Annotated in this window: 20 protein-coding genes; 10 read left to right on the top strand and 10 right to left on the bottom strand. The window is 69.5% G+C overall.

Features of this window, described 5'->3' with window-relative positions:
* Positions 1-8: 8 nt before the first annotated feature.
* On the bottom strand, positions 9-503 hold the full coding sequence (locus E3O44_RS07475; RefSeq protein ID WP_241976142.1) for a PTS sugar transporter subunit IIA: 495 nt from the start codon (positions 501-503) through the stop codon (positions 9-11).
* Positions 500-733: a PTS sugar transporter subunit IIB gene (locus E3O44_RS07470; protein WP_134534046.1), complete on the bottom strand. Its 234-nt coding sequence runs from the start codon at positions 731-733 to the stop codon at positions 500-502. Before E3O44_RS07470 ends, E3O44_RS07475 begins: the two co-directional genes overlap by 4 nt.
* Positions 734-997: 264 nt before the next feature.
* On the opposite strand from E3O44_RS07470, the gene E3O44_RS07465 reads away from it, so the two are divergent.
* From E3O44_RS07465 to nagA, 4 genes are all read left to right on the top strand, one after another.
* Positions 998-1,744 carry a GntR family transcriptional regulator gene (locus E3O44_RS07465; RefSeq protein ID WP_134534045.1) on the top strand — a complete coding sequence of 249 codons (747 nt, stop codon included), beginning with the start codon at positions 998-1,000 and terminating at the stop codon, positions 1,742-1,744.
* 58 nt (positions 1,745-1,802) lie between these two features.
* Positions 1,803-3,047, top strand: coding sequence for a PTS transporter subunit EIIC (locus tag E3O44_RS07460; protein ID WP_134534043.1), 1,245 nt, complete (start codon positions 1,803-1,805; stop codon positions 3,045-3,047).
* An 81-nt stretch (positions 3,048-3,128) separates the two neighbouring features.
* Positions 3,129-3,914, top strand: coding sequence for a glucosamine-6-phosphate deaminase (locus tag E3O44_RS07455; protein ID WP_134534041.1), 786 nt, complete (start codon positions 3,129-3,131; stop codon positions 3,912-3,914).
* A gap of 4 nt (positions 3,915-3,918) precedes the next feature.
* On the top strand, positions 3,919-5,055 hold the full coding sequence (nagA, locus tag E3O44_RS07450; protein ID WP_241976140.1) for an N-acetylglucosamine-6-phosphate deacetylase: 1,137 nt from the start codon (positions 3,919-3,921) through the stop codon (positions 5,053-5,055).
* Between the two features lie 27 nt (positions 5,056-5,082).
* Here the strand turns inward: nagA and E3O44_RS07445 are convergent, their stop codons facing one another.
* The 4 genes from E3O44_RS07445 to E3O44_RS07430 are packed head-to-tail and all read right to left on the bottom strand — an operon-like array spanning position 5,083 to position 6,818.
* A complete protein-coding gene (locus E3O44_RS07445) occupies positions 5,083-5,520 on the bottom strand; it encodes a cupin domain-containing protein (protein ID WP_198415887.1) in 438 nt (145 codons plus the stop codon).
* Between the two features lie 32 nt (positions 5,521-5,552).
* Positions 5,553-5,972 (bottom strand): cupin domain-containing protein, encoded by a 420-nt coding sequence (locus E3O44_RS07440; protein ID WP_198415886.1) that lies wholly within the window; start codon positions 5,970-5,972, stop codon positions 5,553-5,555.
* A 44-nt stretch (positions 5,973-6,016) separates the two neighbouring features.
* Positions 6,017-6,340, bottom strand: a complete 324-nt coding sequence (locus E3O44_RS07435) for an MGMT family protein (protein ID WP_134534039.1) — start codon at positions 6,338-6,340, stop codon at positions 6,017-6,019.
* A gap of 25 nt (positions 6,341-6,365) precedes the next feature.
* Positions 6,366-6,818, bottom strand: a complete 453-nt coding sequence (locus E3O44_RS07430; protein ID WP_134534037.1) for a GNAT family N-acetyltransferase — start codon at positions 6,816-6,818, stop codon at positions 6,366-6,368.
* Between the two features lie 143 nt (positions 6,819-6,961).
* Between E3O44_RS07430 and E3O44_RS07425 the strand changes: the two genes are divergently transcribed.
* Entirely contained in the window at positions 6,962-8,176 is a 1,215-nt protein-coding gene (locus tag E3O44_RS07425) for an NADP-dependent isocitrate dehydrogenase (protein WP_134534035.1), read from the top strand.
* Between the two features lie 69 nt (positions 8,177-8,245).
* Here the strand turns inward: E3O44_RS07425 and E3O44_RS07420 are convergent, their stop codons facing one another.
* Positions 8,246-9,040 carry a putative protein N(5)-glutamine methyltransferase gene (locus E3O44_RS07420; RefSeq protein ID WP_134534033.1) on the bottom strand — a complete coding sequence of 265 codons (795 nt, stop codon included), beginning with the start codon at positions 9,038-9,040 and terminating at the stop codon, positions 8,246-8,248.
* A gap of 120 nt (positions 9,041-9,160) precedes the next feature.
* On the opposite strand from E3O44_RS07420, the gene E3O44_RS07415 reads away from it, so the two are divergent.
* The 4 genes from E3O44_RS07415 to E3O44_RS07400 all read left to right on the top strand — a co-directional run bounded on the left by E3O44_RS07415 (position 9,161) and on the right by E3O44_RS07400 (position 15,188).
* On the top strand, positions 9,161-9,751 hold the full coding sequence (locus tag E3O44_RS07415) for a hypothetical protein (protein ID WP_134534031.1): 591 nt from the start codon (positions 9,161-9,163) through the stop codon (positions 9,749-9,751).
* A 148-nt stretch (positions 9,752-9,899) separates the two neighbouring features.
* On the top strand, positions 9,900-11,822 hold the full coding sequence (locus E3O44_RS07410) for an oxidoreductase (RefSeq protein WP_134534029.1): 1,923 nt from the start codon (positions 9,900-9,902) through the stop codon (positions 11,820-11,822).
* Positions 11,823-11,935: 113 nt separating this feature from the next.
* Positions 11,936-13,837, top strand: coding sequence for a heavy metal translocating P-type ATPase (locus E3O44_RS07405; RefSeq protein WP_134534028.1), 1,902 nt, complete (start codon positions 11,936-11,938; stop codon positions 13,835-13,837).
* 124 nt (positions 13,838-13,961) lie between these two features.
* Positions 13,962-15,188, top strand: a complete 1,227-nt coding sequence (locus E3O44_RS07400) for an MFS transporter (RefSeq protein WP_134534026.1) — start codon at positions 13,962-13,964, stop codon at positions 15,186-15,188.
* 41 nt (positions 15,189-15,229) lie between these two features.
* Here E3O44_RS07400 and E3O44_RS07395 read toward each other — a convergent pair whose 3' ends face one another.
* Both E3O44_RS07395 and purU read right to left on the bottom strand, forming a co-directional pair.
* Positions 15,230-15,586, bottom strand: a complete 357-nt coding sequence (locus E3O44_RS07395; protein WP_134534024.1) for a YrdB family protein — start codon at positions 15,584-15,586, stop codon at positions 15,230-15,232.
* Between the two features lie 188 nt (positions 15,587-15,774).
* Entirely contained in the window at positions 15,775-16,647 is an 873-nt protein-coding gene (gene purU, locus E3O44_RS07390) for a formyltetrahydrofolate deformylase (RefSeq protein WP_134534022.1), read from the bottom strand.
* A 155-nt stretch (positions 16,648-16,802) separates the two neighbouring features.
* Here purU and E3O44_RS07385 point away from each other — a divergent pair, with 155 nt between their 5' ends.
* Positions 16,803-18,173 carry an MFS transporter gene (locus E3O44_RS07385; protein ID WP_134534020.1) on the top strand — a complete coding sequence of 457 codons (1,371 nt, stop codon included), beginning with the start codon at positions 16,803-16,805 and terminating at the stop codon, positions 18,171-18,173.
* 129 nt (positions 18,174-18,302) lie between these two features.
* Here the strand turns inward: E3O44_RS07385 and E3O44_RS07380 are convergent, their stop codons facing one another.
* On the bottom strand, positions 18,303-19,916 hold the full coding sequence (locus E3O44_RS07380; protein WP_134534018.1) for an amino acid permease: 1,614 nt from the start codon (positions 19,914-19,916) through the stop codon (positions 18,303-18,305).
* Positions 19,917-19,948: the final 32 nt, after the last annotated feature.

The following is a 19,948-nucleotide window of genomic DNA, read 5'->3' as shown; positions in this document are numbered from 1 at the left end:
GCCCGCCGTCAGGAGGTGACGGTGAGGAAGAGGTCGCCCGCTGCGAGGTCGGCGCCGGCCGTGACGGCGTCGGCGAGGGTGATGTCGTGCGGCGTGCGCTCGAGGATGATGACCGGCACGATCGGATCGCGCCCGCCGGACGCGACGGCCGCCGCGTCCCAGCTCACGATCACGTCGCCGGCGGCGACCTGGTCGCCCTGCTTCGCCCGCAGGGTGAAGCCCTCACCGCGGAGCTCGACCGTGTCGATGCCGAGGTGGACGAGCACGCCGATCCCGTCGGGGGAGACGATCACGTAGGCGTGCGGGAAGACCTTGAGCAGCCTGCCGCCGATCGGCGCGATCGCGTCGATCATGCCGCGGGGCGGGTCGATCGCGGCGCCGGGCCCCACGATCGCCTGGGCGAACGTGGGATCGGGCACCGCGGTGAGGTCGACCGCACGACCGGGGACCGGCGCGAGGATCACGACGGGTGTCACGAGGACGACGGGGGCACCACGGCTCACAGGAGGTCTTCGATGTCTTCGGCGAGGTTGTCCGCCTCCGGGCCGACGACGACCTGGACGATGGTGCCGGACCGGAAGACGCCGTGGGCGCCCGCTGCCTTGAGGGCCGGCTCGTTGACGAGGGCGGGGTCCTTCACCTCGGTGCGCAGCCGGGTGATGCACGCTTCGATCTCGACGAGGTTGTCCGATCCGCCGAGGCCGGCGAGGATTTGCTCCGCTTTGCTGCTCATGGTGTTTCCTCCAGTGATGGTGGGCCGGGAACCGGTCACACGGGTCGGGGTACGCGTGAAGCGTTCCGGCCGTGAGCCAAGTCTGCGCCCTGTCTGATTCGGTTTCGGGTGTTCTCGGAGAACCCGAGCGGCTGGGGGTCTTGACAAGCAGGGTGCCGCGGCTTCATCATCGAACTATTGGATCGTACCAGTACGGACCATGAAGCGGAAGTGGTCCTATGCTGGTATCGACAACACCCCAACTCTTCCGGAGGACGCAGCGAGATGACCGACATCGATGAGGCCCCGGTCCTGGAATCAGGACCGGTCTCCAAGCACGCTCAGCTGCGCTCCATCCTGGCGGAGCTGGTCGAGACCAGCCTCGCCCCCCACGCGGCGATCCCGCCGGAGCGCAAGCTCATGACGCGCTACGGCGTGAGCCGCTCGACGGTGCGTGAGGCCATCCGGCAGCTCGTCGAGGAGGGCGTGCTCTACCGGGTGCAGGGCAAGGGCACCTTCGTTGCCGGCGAACGCGTGCAGAGCGACCTGCACCTCGCGTCCTTCACCGAGGACATGCGCAGGCGCGGCCTCGTCCCTGCGACGATCGTGCGTTCGGCCCGGCTGGTCGAGGCGCCCCTCGCGGTGCGGGCGGCGCTCGGACTCGGCTCAGGCGCCCAGGTCCTCGAGATCGAACGCCTCCGGCTCGCCGACGGGGTGCCGATGGCGCTCGAGCGCGGCTACTACCCGGCGGAACTGCTCCCCGAACTCGGCGAGAAGGACCTGACCCGGTCGCTCTATGCGACGTTCGCGACCGAATACGGCCTGCGGATCGACAATGCGGAACAGGCCGTCTGGGCGGAGGCCGCCGACCCGAAGCTCGCGGACACCCTCGGCATCGTTGCCGGCGCGCCCCTCATCGTCTTCCGCCGGACCTCGTCCGCCGGGTCTGCCTTCCTGGAACACGTCACCTCGTGGTACCGCGGCGACCGCTACCAGATCCACATGACGCTCAACCTGCAACACCAGCCCTGACCCCCACGATTTCCACGCAGCATCCACGCACCACTTAGGCACCATCAGGAGGAGATCCATGTCCAGCATCACCGTAGACGCCGGGACGAAACGCAGGTTCCCCGGCCTCGCCCAACTCCAACGAGTCGGTCGAAGTCTTATGCTTCCGATCGCGGCACTGCCGGCGGCAGGCCTGCTGCTGCGCCTCGGCCAGCCGGACCTGCTCGGGCGGATCCCGGGCTTCGAGACCGGAGCGGCCGTGATCGCCTCGGCGGGCGGCGCACTCTTCGACGCGCTGCCGCTGCTCTTCGCGGTCGGCGTCGCGATCGGCTTCGCGAAGAAGTCCGACGGATCGACCGCCCTCGCCGCCGTCGTCGGCTACCTCGTCTTCTCCAAGGTGGGCGAGGCGATGTCGCCCCTGGTGCTCGGGGCGCCGACCGGTGACGAGAAGCAGGTGCTCGTCAACTACAGCGTCCTCGGCGGCATCCTGATCGGCATCACGTCGGCCCTGCTCTGGCAACGCTTCCACCGGATCTCCCTGCCGAGCTACCTGGCCTTCTTCGGCGGCCGCCGGTTCGTCCCGATCATCACGGCAGGCACGGCCCTCGTGCTCGGCGTGCTGCTGGCCTTCGTCTACCCCGCGTTCGCGACCGGCCTCTCCGCCTTCGGCGAATTCGTCTCCTCCAACAACATCTGGGGCGGGTTCCTCTACGGCACCACCAACCGCCTGCTGATCCCGGTCGGGCTGCACCACATCCTCAACTCGGTGATGTGGTTCGTGATCGGCGACTACAACGGAGCGCACGGCGACATCGCCCGGTTCTTCGCCGGCGACCCGACCGCCGGGTCCTTCATGACCGGGTTCTTCCCGATCATGATGTTCGCGCTGCCCGCAGGCGCTCTCGCCATCTGGCACGAGGCCAAGCCGTCCCAGAAGAAGATCGTCGGCGGCATCATGCTCTCCGGCGCCCTGACGGCCCTCCTCACCGGCGTGACGGAACCCCTCGAGTTCTCCTTCATGTTCGTCGCGTTCCCGCTCTACCTCATCCACGCGGTGCTGACCGGGTCCTCGCTCGCCCTCGTGAATGCCCTGGGCATCCGGGACGGGTTCACCTTCAGCGCGGGCACGTTCGACTACGTGCTCAACTTCGGCCTGGCCGAGAAACCGCTGCTGCTCATCCCGATCGGGCTCGCGTACGCCGCCATCTACTACTTCCTGTTCCGCTTCGTGATCCGCAAGTGGAACCTCAAGACCCCGGGCCGCGGCGAGGACGAAGTCCCCGACGCGACCGTGCCGGACTCCGCGTCGTCTACGGCGGTCTGACCCCACCCGTGCCGGGGCCGCGGGTTCGCCCGCGGCCCCGGCCGCACCCCCGAATCAAGATCGTGAATCTGGAGCACCACATTGGCTGAAGTAATCGTCCTCGACAGCGAGACCGCAGCGGGCACGCTCGCAGCGGCATCCATCCGCGCCCTGATCGCGCGCAAGCCCGACGCCGTCCTTGGCCTCGCGACCGGCTCGACCCCGCTCTCGGTGTACGCGGCGCTCGCCGCGTCCCTCGCGGAGGACCCCCTCGACATGTCCCGGGTGCGCGGCTTCGCACTCGACGAGTACGTCGGGCTGCCGACGGGACACCCCGAGAGCTACCGCGCCGTCATCACCCGCGACGTCGTCGTGCCCCTCGGGCTCGACCCCGCGAACATCCGCACCCCCAACGGCGACGTGGCCACCCTCGAGACCGCGGGAATCGACTACGAGGCCGCCATCTTCGCGGCCGGCGGCGTCGACGTGCAGATCCTCGGCATCGGGCAGACCGGCCACGTCGGGTTCAACGAGCCCGGTTCCTCGTTCGCGTCCATCACCAGGATCAAGACCCTGACCGAAAAGACCCGGGTCGACAACGCGCGCTTCTTCGACTCTCCCGACCAGGTGCCGATCCACTGCATGACCCAGGGTCTCGGCACGATCCGCCGGGCCAGGCACCTCATCCTGCTCGCCTTCGGCGAAGAGAAAGCGGATGCGATCGCCGCGGCCGTGGAGGGACCGGTCAGTTCGAGCAAGCCGGGTTCTGTCATCCAGCTGCACCCCCACGTGACGGTCCTCGTCGACGAGGCGGCGGCATCCCGCCTCGCCAACCGGGACTACTACGCGTACGCCTACGCGCATAAGTACGCCTGGCAGGGTATCTAAACCCGTGGCCGACTCGATTCTGCTCAGCGCCGGCACCGTCGTCGCCGCGGACGCCGTGCACACCCCGGGCTGGGTCGAGGTCAGGGCCGGACGGATCGATGCCGTCGGGGCCGGCGTCCCGCCGCGGGTCCCCGATGCATCCTTCCCGGACGGCATCCTCGCCCCCGGCTTCGTCGACGCGCACAACCACGGCGGCGGCGGCTACAGCTTCAACGACGCCGACACCGCCCTCGCGGCGGCCGGGATCGCGGCGACCCACCGGGAACACGGCACGACCACGCTGATGGCGAGCCTCGTCACGGCGCCGCTGGACGAGATGGAACGCCTGGTGGCCGACCTCGCCGACCTCGTCGATTCCGGCCTGCTCGCGGGCATCCACCTCGAAGGACCCTGGCTGAGCCCGATCCATCGGGGTGCCCACACGGCGGAGCTGCTGCGGGTGCCCGACCCGGAGAGCATCGACCGACTCATGCGCGCCGGCCACGGCACGGTGCGCATGGTCACGATCGCCCCCGAGCTTCCCGGCGGCCTCGACGCCGTCCGTCGGATCGTCGGATACGGCGCGGTCGCCGCGATCGGGCACACGGACGCCAATTACGACATCACCAGGCAGGCCATCCAGGCCGGGGCCACGGCGGGGACGCACCTCTTCAACGCGATGCGTCCCCTGCACCACCGGGAACCCGGGCCCGCACTCGCGCTGCTCGAGAACCCCGCCGTGTTCGCCGAACTGATCGCCGACGGGGTGCACCTGCATCCCGCCGTCGTCCGTTTCATCACGGAGAGCCCGTCGCGGCCGGTATTCGTGACCGACGCGATGGCAGCGGCCGGTGCCGACGAGGGCGAGTACACCCTCGGCGGCCTCCCCGTCAGCGTGCTGGACGGGGAGGCCCGCCTCGCGGACGGGACGATCGCCGGGAGCGTCCTCACCTTGAGCGAGGCCGTCCGGTTCGCGGTGCACACGGCCGGCGTCGACCTCGCCGCAGCGGTGCGAGCGGCCACGCAGAACCCGGCCGACATGATCGGCCTCACCGACTGCGGCCGCATCGCCGCGGGGCAGCCGGCCGACCTGATCGTGCTCGACGCCGGACTCTACGTCACCGCGACCATGCGGTCAGGCGACTGGTGCCTGCCGGCCTGAGCCGGCAGGCAGACAGGGCCGGTCGGCTCAGGCGAAGCCCCAGGCCTTCTCTTCGTCGCTCGAGGCGTCGGACAGCGGGATGCCGATCAGCGGACGCGGCGCCGGGCCGAGCGGATGCACGCTGGGATCGGGGGCCCGCACGGCCTGCTCCTTGAGCTCGACGAAGATCGCGTGGGTCGGTGTCGTGCCGATGTTCACGCCGGCGTGCTCCTGGGCGGGGAGCCAGGCGGTCTCGCCGGCCGGGAGTTCGACGTCGACCTCGCGGCCCTCGAAGGAGAGCCTCCTGGCGTAGGCGCTCAACGTGATCATCACGCTGTCTGGATGCTCGTGCGGGTTGGTGGTGTCGCCGGGGGCATCGAGGAATTCGAGCACGCGAACGCGGTCGTTTTCGAGCAATACCCGGTAGACGCCGGGATCCGTCACGAGCGGATCGAGGGAATGCGTGGCGTTCTGTTCACTGGACATGCCGCACGCTAACACCGTTTGCCTGCGACGCGCTAGGAGAAGCCCCAGACGTTCGCCTCGTCGTCGGTATCCGGCGCGGACGGCGCCGCGGACTGCGGGCCGAGCGGCTGCTCGTCGGTGAGTCCGCGGGGATGCCGCGTCGGCTCCTTGAGCTCGATGAAGATCGAATGCGTGTCGGTATGGCCGGTGTTCGCACCGGTGTGCTCCTGGGCGGGAAGCCAGCGCGCGACCCCGGCGGGAAGCTCGACGTCGACGGAGCGACCGTTCGACGAGATCCGCCGGCTGAACTCGCTCAGGGTGACCATGACGCTGTCCGGATGGCGGTGCGGTGCGGTCGCGGCACCGGGCGTATCCCGGTATTCGAGCACGCGTACCCGCTCATTCTCGAGGATCACCCGGTAGAGGCCGGGGTTGGTGACGACGGGGTCCTGAAAGCCTTCTTCGCTGTCCATGCGGGGCACGGTACCCGCTGCCGCCACCGCCCGCGAGGTGCGGTTCAGGACGGTGACCAGCGCGCCGCCCTGTAGTCGACCCGGTAACCGGCGTCCGCCGTGCTCAGCAGGACGAGCGGCGTTCCCTCCGCACGGTAGTGCGGCAGCGCCCTGGCCTCGTGCGCGACCGGCGGGTGGCCGCCGGCCCGGATCACCCGCCACCAGGGGACATCCGCCCCGTAGTGCGCCATGATCTGGCCCACGACCCGGGCGCCGCGGGAGCCGAGGACCGCCGCGACATCGCCGTACGTCATCACCCGCCCGGCGGGAATCGAGTCGACGATGCCGAGGACGTGCGTGACGAAGTCGCTGTCGGGGGAGAGGCGCATGACCCGCTGCTGAACCAGCGGCCCGCTACAGCTTGAGCGAGCCGATCGTCTCGCCGTATGCCGTCTCGCCGATGTCGACGAAGCCGATCCGGTGGAAGAAGGACTCCGGTCCTTCTGCGCCGGGTTCCCAGATCACGGTGATGTGGTCGAAGCCCCGCTTGCGGGCCTCCTCGGCGAGGGCCTCTGCAGCGAACTTGCCGACGCCCCTGCCCTGGGCATCCGCGTCGACGTTGATCCGCCAGATGCACGCCCGGAATTCCTCGTGCACGGAGTCCGGCTCGAAGTTGCCGTGGATGAAGCCCGCCACCTCTCCGTCGAGCAGCACGACCCGCTGCCACGACGTCGCGGGGTTGATCACGGATCCCGCGACCGAATAGGAGACCGGAGCGACGTACTGCTCCTGGCCCGGCTTGAGACTGAGGCTATTGGCCGCAACAATGTTGCGTGCGGACAGTTCTTCCAGACGTAGTTCACCCATGGCAACAGGCTAACCTGCGGCCGAGCGGCGTGGTAGTCGGGTTTTGTGCGCCGGGCCTTAACTGTCTCGATGTCGAGACAGTTGCGGGGGTCTTGTAGAATTGCCTCGGCCAAGCGGCCGCGCACCATTCTGAGGAGAATTCATTGGCGAAGATCAAGGTTGAAGGCACCGTCGTCGAGCTCGACGGCGACGAGATGACGCGCATCATCTGGCAGGCCATCAAGGACACGCTCATCCACCCGTACCTCGACATCGACCTCGAGTACTACGACCTGTCGATCCAGAAGCGCGATGAGACCGACGACCAGATCACGATCGACGCCGCCCACGCCATCCAGAAACACGGCGTCGGAGTCAAGTGCGCGACCATCACGCCTGACGAAGCCCGGGTCGAGGAATTCGGCCTCAAGAAGATGTGGGCGTCGCCGAACGGCACCATCCGCAACATCCTCGGCGGCACGATCTTCCGTGAGCCGATCATCATCTCGAACATCCCGCGCCTCGTTCCCGGCTGGAACAAGCCGATCATCATCGGCCGCCACGCCTTCGGCGACCAGTACCGGGCCACCAACTTCCGCTTCGAGGGGGAGGGCACGCTCAGCATGACCTTCACCCCCAAGGACGGCTCAGAGGCGCAGACCTTCGAGGTCTTCCAGTCTCCCGGCAGCGGCGTCGCGATGGGTATGTACAACCTCGACAGCTCGATCCGTGACTTCGCCCGTGCCTCGCTCAACTACGGCCTCGTGCGGAACTACCCTGTCTACCTGTCCACCAAGAACACCATCCTCAAGGCATACGACGGCCGGTTCAAGGACATCTTCCAGGAGATCTTCGACACCGAGTTCAAGGCCCGCTACGAGGCTGCCGGCCTCACCTACGAGCACCGCCTGATCGACGACATGGTCGCATCCGCCATGAAGTGGGAAGGCGGCTACGTCTGGGCGTGCAAGAACTACGACGGCGACGTGCAGTCGGACACCGTCGCCCAGGGCTTCGGCTCGCTCGGCCTCATGACGAGCGTGCTCTCCACCCCCGACGGCAAGGTCGTCGAGGCCGAGGCGGCCCACGGCACGGTGACCCGGCACTACCGCCAGCACCAGCAGGGCAAGCCCACCTCGACGAACCCGATCGCCTCGATCTACGCCTGGACCCGCGGCCTCTCGCACCGGGCCAAGCTCGACGGCAACCCGGCGCTCGCCGAGTTCGCCGAGACCCTCGAGGATGTCGTCATCAAGACCGTCGAAAGCGGCCAGATGACCAAGGACCTCGCGCTGCTCGTCGGCCCGGACCAGGGCTACCAGACGACCGAGGAATTCCTCGCCGCCATCGCCACGAACCTGCAGACGCGCCTGGCGTAACCAGGGCAGGTTCCGAGAAAGGCCCCGACCGTACGGTCGGGGCCTTTCTTCGTGCCTGCGGTCTTCCGGTCAAGCGCGGGGGCGCGCGCCGATCACGACGGTTCCGTCGACGTCCTCGTGGTACGCCGTGCGCGGAACCAGGCCGTTCCTGGCGAACAGCGCGCTCGTGACCGGCGCCTGGCGCGCACTCGTCTCAATCAGGAGATGGCCGCCGGGGGCGAGCCACGCGGCCGCCGCCGCGGCGACCCGTCGCTGCACGTCGAGCCCGTCTGAACCGCCGTCGAGTGCCAGTCGGTGCTCGTGCTCCCTGGCCTCCTGCGGCATCCGTTCGATGGAGCCGGTCGGCACGTATGGCGCGTTCACGAGCAGGAGGGCGACCCGGCCGCGCAGGGCCGCGGGCAGCGGGGCGAAAAGATCACCCTCGAGCACGGTCCGTCCCGGCAGGTTGACGCGGGAGCAGCGGACCGCGACCGGGTCGAGGTCCGCTGCCAGGAGGTCGAGCCCCAGTTCCGGCCGGACCGCGAGCAGCGCGGCGCCGACCGCTCCCGTCCCGCAGCAGAGGTCGACGACGATCGCGGCGGGACCGGCGAGCTCGGCGGCCTCGCGTACGAGCGCCGCCGTGCGTCGCCGGGGCACGAAGACTCCGGGTTCGACGTGGATCCGCAGCCCGCAGAACTGCGCCCAGCCGAGGACGTACTCGAGCGGCTCTCCACCCACCCTGCGTTCGAGCAGGACCTCGAGTTCGGCCGCCGACCGGGCCTCGCCGAGGAGGAGGTCTGCCTCGTCTTCGGCGAAAACGCACCCCGCCGCCCGGAGGCGCGCGACGACGCCGGGCAGGGACGTGCCGGGATCGAGCGGGGACATCGGGACCTTTCCCATCGGGTATTGCGCGCGGCATGCGCACTGCTGTCGAATGCCCATAAAATTGCGGTGAGAGACATAGTTTCTCACCCGGACGAGAAAGCGACGCGGCATGGCAGCTGAATGGCATTCGGTGTCCAGCGACCGACCCGCGCTTTCGATGCGGTGCCGCGGATGAACGCGATGGAACGGATCATCGACGAGGGCCTCCTGATCGCCCTCTCCGCGGTGCGGATGGCCGTGAAGAACCACATCATCGTCGGGGCACTCCGCGAGCACGACAACTTCGACGAAGCGTCCTACGCGACGGTCGCACGCGACGAATTGCTGCTCCTGGCCGTGCAGAACGAAGAGGATGCCGCCCGCGTCGCGAAGGAACGGCGGGAACTCGCGTCGCGGCGCTGGTCGCAGGGCTTCACCGAGGACGAACGGCTCGACCTCGGCAGGCTCGCCCGCCGCCGTCGCGCCCACAAGGGCCTCGCCCTCATCCTGCACGCGGTCGCGGACGACGACGAGAAACTGGCCGCGATCGTCGAGAACGCCCAGCACGACGCGAGTTACGAGATCCGGAAGGCCCTCGCCGCACGCCTGATCCGCCAGACCGTCGACGGCCATGCCCCCGGCTATGCGCGGATGCGTGAGGAGCGGATCAAATACCTGCTCGCGATCGACTTCGCGATGCTGAGGGACCGAACATCCGGAACGAATCCATAGCGTTTCTTCGGGTTTGACTCCGGCGGCTCACCTAGGATTGAAACAATTCAGGTCGTTGCTCTTGCTCCATCTTTCCCGCCCGATTTCCCGCCCGGGGTTGCGCTCCAGGTCGACGACGACCTTCGGACATCGCACGGGAAAGTACACCATGACAGGCTTCGCACACGTCCTCAAACCGGGTCGCATCGGCACCCTCGAGCTCCCGAACCGGGTGATCATGGCGCCGATGGGCACCGAGATGGGCACCCACGAGGGGCTCTTCACCGAGAAGGAGATCGCGTACTACACCGAACGTGCCCGCGGAGGCACCGGGCTCGTGATGACCGGCATCAGCGCCGTCTCCGAGGACTACGAGACGCTCAACGCCGGTCTCTGCTGCGTGCACACCGACGCCGCGCTTCCGGGCCTCACCGCGCTCGCCGAGTCGATCCACGCCGTCGGCGGCCTCATCTCCCTCCAGCTCACCGCAGGCCTCGGCCGCAACATCAACGTGATCGACGCGGACCGGCTGCCGATCTCCGCCTCGGACAACCCCCACTACGCCGACCCGAGCGTGCTCTGCCGGCCGCTCGAGATCGACGAGATCCACGTGCTCGTGCGCCGCTTCGGCGAGGCCGCCGCCCGTGCCGCCGCCGCGGGGATGGATGCGATCGACATCCACGGCCACACCGGATACCTCATCGACCAGTTCATGAGCGCGTGCTGGAACCGCCGCACGGATGTCTACGGCGGCTCGGTCGAGAACCGCTGCCGGTTCGCGACCGAGATCATCGCCGCCGTCAAGGCGAACGCCCCCGGGCTTCCGGTCAGCTTCCGGCTCTCGGTCAACCACCGCTTCCCCGGCGGACGCACGACCGCGGAGGGCCAGGCGATCGCCGTCGTGCTCGCAGCGGCCGGCCTCGACCTCATCATCGCCGACGACGGCTCGTACGAGGCCATGGACTACGTCTTCCCGCCGTACTACCTCGGCGACGCGTGCATGGTCCCGGCCGCCCGCGCACTCAAGGACGTCGTGTCCATCCCCGTGATGGCCGTCGGCAACCTCACCCCCGAGAACGCCGAGGCGGCACTCGCCGCGGGCGACGCCGACTTCGCCGGCATCGGCCGCGGACTGATCGCGGACCCGGAGTGGGCGGGCAAGCTCACCGCCGGCAATCGCGCGGACATCCGCCCGTGCATCCGCTGCAACTCGATGTGCGTCGGCAACGCCTTCTTCGCGCTGCCGCTCGGCTGCGCCGTGAACCCCCAGGTCGGCTTCGAACGCGAGCGCCGCGTCGAGAAGGCGGATGTCCTCAAGCACGTCGTCGTGATCGGCGGCGGCCCCGGCGGGCTCGAGGCCGCCAGGGTCGCGGCGCTCCGCGGACACTCCGTCGACCTCTACGAGGCCGGATCCGCGCTCGGCGGCGTGCTGCTGCCCGCGGCGACCCCGGAGTTCAAGAAGGAATTGCGCGCGATGATCGGCTGGTGGGAACGCCAGTTCACCCACCTGCCCGTGTCCGTGCACCTCGACTCGACCGTCACAGCGGACTCGCTCGCGACCTTCGAGGCCGACGAGATCATCGTCGCGACCGGGTCCATTCCGCTGATGCCGCCCATCCCGGGCCTCGACGGCCCGAACGTGATCGACGTGCTCGACTTCCACCGCGGCGCCCCTGTCGGCCATGACGTCGTCATCGCGGGCGGCGGGCTCTCGGGCTCCGACGCCGCGCTCGAACTCGCCGGCCAGGGCTGCAACGTCACGATCGTCGAACTCGCCGACGAGCTCGCCCGCGACATGATCGTGATCAACCGGATCACCCTGCTGCGCGAACTCGCCGAGAAGGGCGTCCGGATCCTCACCGGCCACACCGTCACCTCCGTCGACGCCGACGGCCTGACCGCGACCGGCCCGGACGGCGCCGTGCACGTCGCCGCGTCGACCGTGATCGCGGCCTTCGGGGTGCGCCCCAACACGGCACTCACGCTCGCGCTCGCGGGACGCGCCAACGTGCATCCGCTCGGCGACTGCGTGCACCCGGCCAAGGTCGGCGAGGCCATCAACGCGGCCTTCATGACCGCGCTCGTGCTCTGAGTCGTCCCCTCCAAACGGATGCCCGGCCCGCCGCGCGCGGGCCGGACATCCGTCCCTGACAGGGGAGCCTCACCTTGCTGGCGGTGATCGGGGGATGGGACGACACTTGAAGCATGTCCCGTCTGCTCGCCGCCGCACGGCGGTATCCGCTTGTCGCCGCGACCATCGTGCTCGGGCTGGTCGGAATCGGGCTCGCGCTCTGCGGCCTCGCCGACAGCCTGGTCTGGCTCTTCGGCGGCTTCGGCCTGTTCGTCGCCGCGATCTCCGCCGTGGGCATGGTCAAACAGCTGCGCCGCGGCAGCTTCGGCGTGGACCTGCTCGCGATCACGGCCATTGTGGCCACGGTGCTGGTCGGCGAGTACGTCGCGACCCTCCTGATCGTGTTGATGCTCACCGGGGGAGCAGCCCTCGAAGACTTCGCCGTGAACCGGGCCAAGCGGGAACTCAATGCGTTGCTCGACCGGGCGCCGCAGAACGCCCACCGGATCCCGTCCGGGGGAGACCAGGCGGACGTCGAGGACGTTCCGGCCACGGACGTGCAGGCCGGGGACCTTCTGCTCGTCCGCCCGGCCGAGATCGTCCCGGTCGACGGGGTGCTCGAATCCGCGAGCGCGGCCTTCGACGAGTCGTCCCTCACCGGGGAGAGCCTGCCGGTGGAGCGGAACGCCGGCGACGCCATCCTCTCCGGGTCGATCAACGGCCAGGCGGCCGCGACGATCCGCGCAACGGCGACCGCTGCGAACAGCCAGTACCAGCAGATCGTCGCGCTCGTCGAGGAAGCCTCGGCGAGCAAGGCCCCCGTCGTGAGGCTCGCCGACCGCTACGCGGTGCCGTTCACCGCGGTCGCGCTCGCCGTCGCTGGGCTCGCCTGGTTGCTCACCGGGGACCCGCTGCGCTTCGCCGAGGTGCTCGTCGTGGCGACCCCGTGCCCGCTGCTCATCTCCGCGCCGATCGCCTTCATGGGCGGCATGAGTCGTGCTGCGCGCAACGGCATTATCGTCAAGGGCGGCGGAGTGCTCGAGTCCCTCTCGACCGCCCGCACGGCCGTCTTCGACAAGACCGGCACACTCACCCACGGCACCCCGACGATCGCACGGGTGCTGCCCGCGGCCGGGTTCGACGCCGACGAGGTTCTCGCGCTCGCCGCGTCGGCCGAGCAGTACTCCTCGCACGTGCTCGCGGCGTCCGTCATCGCTGCGGCCAAGGCCAGGGACCTCGACCTCACGGCGACCGACACGGCGAGCGAAGTGCCGGCGCACGGCGTCGTCGCAACGCTCGACGGCCGGGAAATCGCCGTCGGCAAGTTCTCGTACATCGCAGGGATGGCTCCGGACGCCGCCCAGGCACGCCTAGACGGCGGTGAGCTCGCCATCTACGTCGCCGTCGACGGGCGCTTCGCCGGGAGCATCGTCGCGAGCGACCGGCTGCGTGATAACGCCCGCCAGACGATCGCCGACCTCGGCGCCCTCGGTATCCACAACACGGTCATGCTCACCGGAGACGCCCGGCCGACGGCCGAGCACATCGCCGGGCTCGTGGGTATCGACAATGTGCAGGCAGACTGCCTGCCGGTCGACAAGGTCAACGCCGTTCGCGCGATCACGCAGCGCCCGGTGATCATGGTCGGCGACGGGGTGAACGACGCGCCCGTGCTCGCGGTCGCGGACGTCGGCGTCGCCATGGGAGCGCGTGGAGCGACCGCGGCGAGCGAGTCCGCCGACGTCGTCATCCTGATCGACGATATCTCCCGCACGGCCAGGGCGGTCGCGATCGGTAAGGACACCATCCGGATCGCGCTGCAGAGCATCTGGCTCGGCATTGCGCTCAGCCTGGTCCTGATGGGTCTCGCTGCTTTCGGCCTGATCCCGGCGACGATCGGGGCGCTGCTGCAGGAACTCGTCGACCTCGCGACGATCCTCAACGCGCTGCGGGCCATCGGCGGGCGGCGGGATGCCGCGCTCGCCGCCGAGGTCAAGACCCCGCATCCCGAACCGGAGACTGTGCTCGCCGGCTGAGCCGCGGCATCCGCCTGGCATGGTAGCCCTGGTTGCTCCGGCAGCCCGGCAATCCAGCACCCCGACAGCAGTGTGGCCCGGCGGGCGGCCACCCGGCCGTGCTCCGACCGCTTAGCCTGAGGAGATGCGATTCTTCCGCCCCCGAACCCCGACCTCGGCGGCGGATGCGCAGTCGCGCCTCTCCCGGGATGTGCTCGTCCTCGGCGTGATCGCCTTCTTCGTCATGGTCGGCTTCGGGGTCGTCGTCCCGGTGCTGCCCGTCTACGTGCGGAGCTTCGGCGTCGGCAACCTCGAGATCGGCGCGGTCGTCTCCGCGTTCGCGCTGATGCGGTTCGTCGCGAGCCCGTTCTGCGGGCGCCTGATCGACTGGGCGGGGGAGCGGACCATCCTCGCGGCGGGCATCGGCATCGTCGCCCTCTCGAGCGGGCTCGCGGGCATCGCCCAGAACTACCCGCAGCTGCTCCTGCTGCGCGGGGCAGGCGGCATCGGCTCCGCGATGTTCACCGTCTCGGCGATGACCCTCCTGCTCGGCTCGACCGCTCCGGGCATCCGCGGCCGCGCCATCGGTTTCTACCAGGGCGGGTTCCTGCTCGGCGGCATGGCGGGACCCGCGCTCGGCGGCCTGCTCGCGACGATCTCGCTCACCGCGCCGTTCTTCTTCTACGCGGGCACGCTCGCGATCGCGGGCGTGCTCGGGCTTCTGCTGCTGAGTCCCGGCTATCGCAACGCGCCGGCGGATGCCTCCGGCACGCCGGCGCCCCGGGTCCCGTTCCGCACGGTGCTCGCCGACCCCCGGTTCCGGGCCGCATGCCTGGCCAACTTCGCGCAGGGCTGGACCTCGTTCGGCGTGCGCAACGCGCTGATCCCCGTTCTCGTCGTCGAGGTGCTGCGCGGCCCGAGCTCGTGGACCGGCGTGGCCTTCGCCGTCGCTGCGGTCGCCCAGACGCTCGCACTCGCGCCCGCCGCCCGTTTCGTGGACACCGTCGGACGCCGTCCGGCGATCATCGGCGCGTGCCTGCTCGCGGCCGTCACCATCTTCGCGGTCCCGTTCGCGCCCAATATCGTGGTGCTGACCGTGCTGCTCTGCGTCTACGGGGTCGCCTCGGCGTTCCTCGGCACGGCCCCCGCCGCCGCGGTCGGCGACGCAGCGGGGGCCGGCGGCGGACGCCCGGTCGCGGTCTTCTCGATGTTCTCGGATTTCGGGGCGATCATCGGCCCGCTCGCGGCGGGACTGCTCGCCGACTCCGTCTCGTACCCGGTCGCGTTCGGTGTCGGTGCGCTGTTCTTCCTCGCGACGAGCGCCGTCGCCCTGCGGATGCCGCGCGAGACCCGCGCGGTCCGTCCCGCCTGATCGCCCCGCCGCATCCGCTCGGCCGGGAGCGAGGGGGCTAGCTAGCGGAGTTCGGCGCGACCGGAGAGGACGCCGCTGACCGTAGCGACGACCGCGAAGACGCCCCCGATGATCGGCAGGCCCATGTCCCACCAGGCGATCGCGGCAGCGCCGAAGACGGCGATCTCGATGATCGCCTTGCCGAACGGGTCGAGCCGGAAGACGGCCTTGGGGGACCGGAACAGCGCCCAGAGCGTGATCGCGAACGCAGGCGCGACGACGCCGACGAGCAGCGCGGGCCACGGGAACGGCCAGGTCGTGAAGCCCCACACCGCAAGTGTGACGAAGGCGAACAGTTCGAGCAGGAACCGCAGGATGTCGTTGAACCCGATCTTCGGCAGGGCACGGGAGTCAGTCACCCGCCTATCCTATCGAGCACACCTCGCGGCATCCGCTGCCAAAGCCACGGGCGGCCCTGTCCCGAATTCAGGAGTTGAGCCCCGATCGGGCCCGAGTAGCCCGGATTCAGCCCGGTTTAGGCGTCAACTCCTGAATTCGGAACACCCCGGCGGGGTCGAGGGTCGGGGGTCTGGAGGATGCCTGCGGCCTACTTGAAGATGATCGTGCGGGCGCCGTCGAGCAGCACACGGTGCTCGGCGAACCAGGTCACCGCCTGCGTGAGGGTGCGGCTCTCCTCGTCCTGGCCGATCGCGACGAGCTCGGCCGGCGTGCGGGAATGGTCCACCCGGACCACGTTCTGTTCGATGATCGGCCCCTCGTCGAGATCGCTCGTCACGAAGTGCGCGGTCGCGCCGATCAGCTTCACCCCGCGCGCGTGGGCCTGCTTGTACGGGTTCGCACCCTTGAACCCGGGCAGGAACGAGTGGTGGATGTTGATGGCGCGGCCCTCGAGGACCGCGCACAGCTCCGGGGACAGGATCTGCATGTACCGCGCGAGCACGACGAGCTCGATGTCGTTGTCCTCGATCGCCTCGATGACCCGGGCCTCGAAGGCAGCCTTGCTCGCGGCATCCGTGATCGGGAGCGACTCGAACGGCACTCCGTAGAAGCCGACAAGATCGCGCAGGGTGCCGTGGTTGCTGAGCACGAGCGGAATCTCGATCGGGACCTGGCCGCCGCGGTGCCGGAACAGCAGGTCGTTCACACAGTTGCCCGCGGTCGAGGCGAGGACGAGGGTGCGAAGCGGCCGGCCGACGACGTCGATGACCGAGACCATCGCGTAGCGCTCTGCGACGGGCGCGAGGGCGGCCGTGAGCTCCTCGCGGGAGGCGGGTGACTCGATCTGGAGCCGCATGAAGAACCGGCCGGTGTCGGCGCTGGTGAACTGCTGGCTCTCGGTGATGTTGCCGTGGGCCTGCACGATGGCGCCGCTCACGGCGTGGACGATGCCCGGCTGGTCGACGCAGACGAGTGCGATGACCCAGTGGTGATGTGCGGGCAGCGGAGTGGAACTAGTCATCCGTCTAGGCTATCGGCTGCCGCTGGGCCGTCGGTTAGGCTGGATGCGGCCGGCACAAGCGACAGGCCCCGGGCGCGCACGCTGCGCGCACACGATCCGGCTGGCGCCGGCCCGGCCCGACCGGGCTGCAGGCCCAGCCCTCTGTGAGCACATCCATGTCCCTGACTTCGCCGATCGAGCTGCCCCGCTTCGATCCCGCCAACGGCGCGACCGCGCACTCCGACCGCCCCCGCACCGGCTCGGTCGCCTCCACCCCTCCCGCCCGGTTCCCCTGGATCGGGCTGCTCGCCCTGTCCGGCGCCGTGTTCCTCTCCGTCACCTCCGAGATGTTGCCGACCGGCCTGCTCCCGGAGATGAGCGCTGACCTCGGCGTGCCGCAGTCGCTGACCGGCCTGCTCGTGAGCTGGTTCGCGTTCACCGTCGTGCTCACGAGCACCCCCCTCGCCCTGCTCACGAAACGGCTGCCCCGGCACGGCCTGATCGTGTTCGTGCTCCTCGTCTTCGCGCTCAGCAACGTGCTCACCGCGCTCGCCCCCAGCTACGAACTCGTCGTCGCCACCCGCGTGCTCGGCGGCCTCGCCCACGGCCTGTTCTGGGGCGTCGTCGGCGCGTACTCCGCCCACCTCGTGCCCAAGGAACAGATCGGCCGGGCGATCTCGATCACGATCTCCGGCGGCACCCTCGCCTTCGTCTTCGGCGTGCCCCTCGGCACGGCGGCCGGGCACGCGCTCGGCTGGCGGCTGTCCTTCGTCCTGCTCGCCGTGCTCATGCTCATCGGCGCGGCCCTCGTCTGGCGGTTCCTGCCGAAGGTCGAGCACTACGTGGCCCCGCCGCGCAGCGACCGGGGTGCTCCGGCGCAGGCGACGGATGCCGCGGCATCCGCCCCCGACCCGGAACCTCTGACGGTCCAGGCCGAGGCAGCAGCCCCCCGCCCCCAGGCCCCCGCGCGCCGGGACCCGACGATCGCACCCGTCGCCCTGATCTGTGTCATCGCGGCACTGATCATGATCGGTCACTACTCCTTCTACACGTACATCGCGCCGTTCCTGATCGACGGGCTCGGGGTCGATCCGTCCGCGATCGCCCCGTTCCTGTTCGCGTACGGGATCGCCGGTGCCGTCGGACTGCTCCTCAGCGGCACGGTCTTCTCCGCGCGACCCCAGCTCGGCATCGTGCTCGGACTCGTCGTGAGCGCGGTCAGCGTCTCGGCGCTGAGCATCTGGAGTGGCATGCTCCCGGTCGCGATCGTCGCATTCCTGCTCTGGGGCGTCGCGTTCGGCGCGCTCCCTGCGCTCCTGCAGACGCGACTGATGCACACGGCGTCCCGGCGCATCCGCGACACCGCGAGCGCCTTCTACACGACCGCGTTCAACACCGGCATCGGCGGCGGCGCCCTCCTCGGCGGAATCCTGCTGGAACGCTCAGGCATCACCTCCGTGCCGTTCGTCTACGTCGGGATCCTCGTCGCCGCGCTCGTGCTCGTGCTGGTGAGCCAACTGGTGATCCGCCGCCGCTCGGCCGCGTAACGCGGCCGCGGGGCACGGGTCGAGGCTCGACCGTCGACCGTCGCTCGTCGCTCGTCGCTCGTCGCTCGTCGCTCGTTGAACCCGGTCGCCGCGACCACACCCGTCGGTGCAAGCGGCGCCGGCCTGTCCCTAGTGCGGGGACTTCCCGTTCCCCTGCTCGTCGGCAAGCGGCCGGTTTGCCTTGATCGGGAAGGCCCCGGTCTTGCCGTCGCGGGCGAGCGCGATCTGCAGGATCCGGCCTCGGCAGGCATACCAGCCGACGATGAGCGCGGGAATGATCACGATCAGGGAACTGATCGTGAGCGTGCCGACCGGCCAGTCGAAGGCCATCAGCACGAGAACCGTCGCCAGGAAGCCGAGGCTCGCGTACCCGGTGTACGGCGCGCCGAACAGGCGGAACGCCGGACGCTTCAGGATCCCGCGCTTGGCCCACGCCTGCAGGCGCAGCTGACAGAGCACGATCATTCCCCACGCGCTGATGATCCCGATCGCCGCCATGTTGAGCACGATCTCGAACGCCTCATCCGGCACGATCGCATTGAGGCCGACGCCGAGCAGGGTGACGACGCCGGTCAAGAGGATGCCGCCGAACGGCACCCCGGTGCGGCTCACCTTCCCGGCGAAGCGCGGCGCCGATCCCGCGAGCGACATCGACCGGAGGATCCGTCCCGTCGAGTAGAGGCCGGCATTGAGCGAGGACAGGGCTGCCGTCAGTACGACGAGGTTCATGATCACGTCGACCCCGCCGACGCCGATGCTGCCGAAGAATGTCACGAAGGGGCTGACGCCGGCCTGGTACGCGGTGTACGGCAGCAGCAGAGAGAGCAGCAGGATCGAGCCGACGTAGAACACCGCGATGCGCACGATCACGGTGTTGATCGCCTTCGGCATCACCGTTTCGGGGTGGGCGGTCTCGCCGGCGGTCGTGCCGACGAGCTCGATCGAGGCGTAGGCGAAGACGACGCCCTGCACGACGACGATCGAGGCGAGCACCCCGTTCGGGAACCAGCCGCCGTTGTCCGTGATCAGGCTGAAGCCGGCCTCCTGGCCGGGGATCGGGGTGCCGAAGATCACCATCCAGGTGCCGACGAGCAGGAAGGACACGATCGCGACGACCTTGATCAGCGCGAACCAGAACTCGAGTTCGCCGAACACGCTCACCGACAGCAGGTTGAGGCACAGCACGACCGCGAGGGCCGTCAGTGCGTAGAGCCACTGCGGCACACTCCCGAAGGGCGCCCAGTACTTGGCGAAGAAGTTCATGTAGAGCGCGACGGCCGTGACATCGACGATCGCCGTCATCACCCAGTTGATCCAGTACAGCCAGCCGGTGACGAACGCGGCCTTCTCGCCGAAGAACTCACGCGCATAGGAGACGAAGGAGCCGGACGACGGGCGGTGCAGCACGAGCTCGCCGAGCGCGCGCAGGATCAGGAACGCGAAGAACCCGCAGATCGCGTAGACGAAGACGAGGGAGGGTCCGGCGGATGCGAGCCGGCCGCCTGCGCCGAGGAAGAGCCCGGTGCCGATCGCTCCGCCGATGGCGATCATCTGCACCTGGCGGCCCTTGAGCCCCTTGTGCAGGCCGGCGTCCTCGTGCACGCTCGTCGCGTCGTGGATGTGCTCGAGCGGCGTCTCGACCGGCAGGCCGTGGTGCTCGTGCCCGTGCTCGTGGCCGGGCTGCGGCCCGGGTTCTGACCCGGTCGGATCGGGGCGTTGTGGCCCCCGGATGGCACTTGTCATGGGGGCACTTCCGATCCAGTTGCTTTCGCCCA

It is taken from the genome of Cryobacterium algoricola (assembly GCF_004402485.1).
Taxonomy (GTDB): Bacteria; Actinomycetota; Actinomycetes; order Actinomycetales; family Microbacteriaceae; genus Cryobacterium; species Cryobacterium algoricola.
The sequence above is the reverse complement of the archived record's forward strand: the minus strand, read 5'-3'. Positions and strand labels throughout refer to the sequence as shown.